Origin of the sequence: Peptoniphilus indolicus ATCC 29427 (assembly GCF_000227315.1) — a bacterium.
GTDB lineage: Bacteria > Bacillota > Clostridia > Tissierellales > Peptoniphilaceae > Peptoniphilus > Peptoniphilus indolicus.
In genome coordinates this window covers 1180321-1183035 of record NZ_JH165061.1, presented here as the reverse complement: position 1 = coordinate 1183035, position 2715 = coordinate 1180321, and the positions used below count along the sequence as shown (strand labels likewise).

At 32.2% G+C, this 2715-nt stretch carries 3 protein-coding genes; all 3 read right to left on the bottom strand.

Translation table 11 applies throughout. From position 1 onward, the window contains the following. Positions 1-57: 57 nt before the first annotated feature. A complete protein-coding gene (locus HMPREF9129_RS05295; protein ID WP_050794622.1) occupies positions 58-696 on the bottom strand; it encodes a DNA-3-methyladenine glycosylase in 639 nt (212 codons plus the stop codon). After that, positions 665-928 carry a YkvA family protein gene (locus HMPREF9129_RS05290; RefSeq protein ID WP_004821139.1) on the bottom strand — a complete coding sequence of 88 codons (264 nt, stop codon included), beginning with the start codon at positions 926-928 and terminating at the stop codon, positions 665-667. Before HMPREF9129_RS05290 ends, HMPREF9129_RS05295 begins: the two co-directional genes overlap by 32 nt. A 210-nt stretch (positions 929-1138) precedes the next feature. Beyond that, positions 1139-2551, bottom strand: a complete 1413-nt coding sequence (locus tag HMPREF9129_RS05285) for an alanine/glycine:cation symporter family protein (RefSeq protein ID WP_245946075.1) — start codon at positions 2549-2551, stop codon at positions 1139-1141. Between the last annotated feature and the right edge of the window lie 164 nt (positions 2552-2715).

Below are 2715 nucleotides of genomic sequence, written 5' to 3'. Positions count from 1 at the left end.
ACTTAGTATATTATATATACCTATTTTAATAAAAACTAAACAGTTTCAAAATATTATCTACTTTGAAACATATTTATTGCTTTCAATATAGAACCTATATAAGTAGTCTATTGCTTCTTCAGCATAATCTATACCAATTCTCTTTGAAGAAGTAATTTTAAATTCACTTTCTCCCTCTACGATATATAACTTTTCTCCAATAGTCATATCTAGTCCGTTATAAGTTAAATCAATTCCCATTGCCTTTGTAAGCTTTGCAGGTCCATTTGTTATATTTTTCTTCTGATAAGAATTCAATTCTGCGTAGTTTTTACCAAATCTTCTCATTGAAAAATTATCAAACTCAGAAATAGGTTCAACCGCTCTTATTAGAACAGCCTCTCCTATGGATTTCTCTCTGGTTACCACATTTAATAAATTGTGCATACCATATGTGAAATATACATATGCAAGTCCTGCGCTTCCATACATCACTTCTGTCCTTTGAGTTCTCCTCCCACCATAAGTATGAGCTGCTTTGTCTTCATATCCTAAATAAGCCTCAACTTCAACTATTTTGGCAATTAAAATATCATCATCTCTTTCACTGATTAAATATTTTCCAAGCAACTCTCTTGCAACCATTAGTGTGTCTCTCTGGTAAAAATTTCTTTTTAGTACATTATCAGTGTTGATTGTTGAGTGCCCATTCTTCATATTTATCTATTTCCGATTTTATTTTAGTCATAAGATAAGTGAACACACTTATATCATCTAACAGACCAATTCCAAGCACCATATCAGGTACTATGTCCATGGGATTTACTAAATATATAAGCGCTGCTATAACCATTATCATAGATTTTTTACTAACACCTTTATATCTTCCAGCTATAAAATCTTTAGTCAGATTTAATACAAGAACTAATTCTTTTTTAATTACTGACAAATTTTGATTGTTTTTAGATTTTTCAGTTGCATTTTTTACAAGCTTTACAAATCTGTTTTTGTCATTATATATAGCAGTAGATTTACCTTTTAGATTATTGAAAATCTTTGAAATATCTATAATATCAGCTCCTTTAAATCATCTGTATAACTATTACCCAATAAATTATAATCTTATAACTTTTTATACAAACTTTAAATTATAAATGATTTAGTCTATGCCAATATGCTTCTCATCTTCAAAGAAATCTATTGTTTCTTTTGCTATCACACCACTTAATGAAAAAATAGCAATCATATTTGGAATTGCCATAAGCCCATTAAAAATATCTGCTATAGTCCAAACTGCACTTACAGTCATATATGGTCCAATAAAAATTGCCAAAATATATAAATATCGATAGCTTATAATTACTTTATTATTGCCATGTGTTAAATATTCTAAGCATCTTTCGCTATAGTAATCCCAGCCAAGAATAGTTGTAAAAGCGAAGAAAATAAGGCACATTACTAAAACTACATTTGAAAAAACAGGTGAGAATGGTAATCCATTTTGGAATGCATAAGTTGTAATCTGAACACCTTCTATACCTTCAACTTGCCATGCCCCTGTTAATACAATAGCTAATCCTGTCATAGTGCATATACATATTGTGTCGATAAAAGTTCCAGTCATACTTACAAGTCCCTGACGAACCGGTTCATTTGTTTGCGCTGCTGCAGCTGCAATAGGTGCTGAACCTAGACCAGCTTCGTTTGAAAAAATACCTCTTGCAATACCCTTTTGCATTGCCACAATCATTGTTCCTATAACTCCTCCTGCTAATGCAGTTGGCTCAAAAGCTGACTTAACTATTAAAACAACTGCCGCAGGTATCTCTTTATAATTAAATATCATAAGTAAAATTGCAAAAACTATATATATTACAGCCATAAATGGAACTATAATTTGGCTGACATTTACTATACGCTTAAGTCCTCCAACCAATACCGCTGAAACACAAAAAGTTAAGATAAGTGACGAAATAACAACAGCTATAGAATACTTTCCAAGCCATGGCAAAGCTACAGTATGGATATAGTTAGGGTCAAATAATCCTTGAACAGCACTTGCAATCCCATTGACTTGACTAAAAGTACCTATCCCAAATAGTCCAACACACACTCCAAAAAATGCAAATGACTTCGCTAACCATTTCCATTTTTCTCCCATTCCCTTTTCTATATAGTAGAATGGCCCTCCTAAACTATGTCCGTCTTCTGCAACAGTTCTGTACTTAATTGCAAGCAATCCTTCTGCATACTTTGTAGCCATACCAAAAAATGCAGCAATTTCCATCCAAAATAAAGCTCCCGGTCCGCCTGTAGAAATAGCAGTTGCAACTCCTACAATATTTCCTGTCCCTATTGTTGCAGACAAAGCAGTACATAGTGCTGCAAAACTTGATACCTCACCTTTAGCTCCATCTTCATTGTGATACAGCCATTTTAAAGCCAATGGTAATTTGTGAATTTGTAGACCCTTTAACCTTAAAGTTAAAAATATACCACCGGATAAAATCAAAATCATCAGAGGAATTCCCCAAACAATATCGTTCACTCTTACCAAAAAATTATTAATCATATTCAACATCTTATAAGTCCTTTCTGCAGCAACAGATTGGAATTTATTTAGTTTATGGAAAAATAAATGGACTAAAAAACCGTAAATAAATGGTAAATTATTGCATTAAAACAAAAAAAGACCATAAAATACGGTCTCAAAGTCAAAATGGTTATGTGGATAAT

What these genes read in the sequence shown, in the direction of transcription:
- HMPREF9129_RS05295 (WP_050794622.1), bottom strand. Translation starts at nt 696, where the DNA reads ATGAAGAATGGGCACTCAACAATCAACACTGATAATGTACTAAAAAGA.
- HMPREF9129_RS05285 (WP_245946075.1), bottom strand. Translation starts at nt 2,551, where the DNA reads ATGATTAATAATTTTTTGGTAAGAGTGAACGATATTGTTTGGGGAATT.